Annotated in this window: 1 protein-coding gene; it reads right to left on the bottom strand. The window is 67.5% G+C overall.

Annotated elements, in window-relative coordinates:
* Positions 1-92 precede the first annotated feature (92 nt).
* A partial coding sequence (gene tnpC, locus OUY22_RS36590) for an IS66 family transposase (RefSeq protein ID WP_270159904.1) occupies positions 93-1528 on the bottom strand: 1436 nt, incomplete at its 5' end.

Genomic DNA, 1528 nt, shown 5'->3' with positions numbered 1-1528 from the left:
GGTAGGCATTCACGCCCAGCGCGTTCTGGTGCTGGATGATCGCGGAGTGTGATCGTCTTCGGGTGTGGGGCGCTGCGGATTGTGACGGCGAATCAGGCCGGCGTCGGGTCGGGTGGCATCCAGGCGCGGCCGAGAAGGGCGTTACGGATGGCGGTCATGACGTCTGCGCCGTGCTTGGCTGCGGTGGACAGGTAACCACGGATGGCGTAGCGGTGTTCGGTGGTGGTCTCCGAGCGGAGCCGTCCGGAGATCTTCTGCTGGGTCTTGGCCGGTCGGATGTCGCGTTCGGCTTGGTTGTTGGTGGGTGGGATCCGCAGGTCGTGGGCGAAGCGCAGCACGTCGGCCTCACGATCGCGCAGAACCTCCAGCAGGACGCGGCCGATCGGCTGGGTGACGGTCTTGGCCGCTCCGGGGATACGGCGCACCTCGGACAAGCCGATACGGACGCCGTGCCTGAAGCTGTTGATCCACATCGCCTTCGTGCCCGCGTCCATTCCGTCCTTGCCCTGCTCGCGGGCGAGGTTGGCAGCGTGGATCAGGCCGCGCAGCGCGGTCTGGATCTGCCGCGGCCAGGCGGCCTCGGGGTAGGTTTCGGCGCAGTCCTCCAGGTCCCGAAGGAGATGGGCCGCGCACAGCTGGTGATCACGCTCGCCAAGCTCGGGCGAGTCGTAGTTCTGGTAGCGGTCATGCACCACGATGCCGCTCAGATCGGCGATGACGAACTTCTTGAAGCTCTCCAGGGTGCGATCGCCGAGCATGTACCCGGTGTAGAGGTTGGTGCAGGCGACCAGCAGGTACCGCTTGGCCTTCGCCGCGCCCACCCGGATCGGCGTTTCATCGCAGCACACCACGTAGGCCAAGGTGAGCAGCGCACGGATGCGCACATTGGCCTGCTCCACCGCCCTGGCCGCGCGGGCGATCATGCCGTGCACGAACCCCGCCGACGGTGCGGCTCCGGTGAGTGAGGCGATCAGCTCTACGCAGCGGTGCACCGGGATCGCGTGGGCCACCATCAGATAGACACACCACGCCTGCAGGTTGATGCCCAGGCTGACCGGCGCAGCCGACACCCCCTCCGGTCGGGCGGCGGCATGGACCTTGCCGCACCCGCATGCCACGGTGTGCAGATCGTGCTGGACCCTCGCGGCGGTCATCAACGGCACCTCGATCTGCTGATGGCGTGCCGTGACGCCCAGATCGACGGCTGAGGCCAAATCCGCGCCACAGCCACACGTCCCGGCAGGGAAATGATCGACATGGTCATCAGGATCGTCCGACCAGGCCAGATAGGTGCCCGGCGCACCGGACTGCTTGCCCGGGCGACGCTTCGCGCCACCCTTGGCCGGCTTGGCCTTCGGCTGGGGCTTGCCCGGCAGATCGTCGCCGGACGACGGCATTCCCGAGTTTCCGCTGTTACGCGAGATCAGCCGCTCCAGCCGCGCGACCCGTTCACGCAGCTCGCCGTTCTCCTTCTCCAACGCGGTCACCCGCCCGGCCAGAGCCCGCGCAAGAGCGATCAGCTCTTCAC

The organism is Nonomuraea corallina, assembly GCF_027620315.1.
GTDB classification, from domain to species: Bacteria; Actinomycetota; Actinomycetes; order Streptosporangiales; family Streptosporangiaceae; genus Nonomuraea; species Nonomuraea corallina.
Note: the sequence above shows the minus strand (reverse complement) of the source record. Positions and strands in the feature narration are given on the sequence as shown.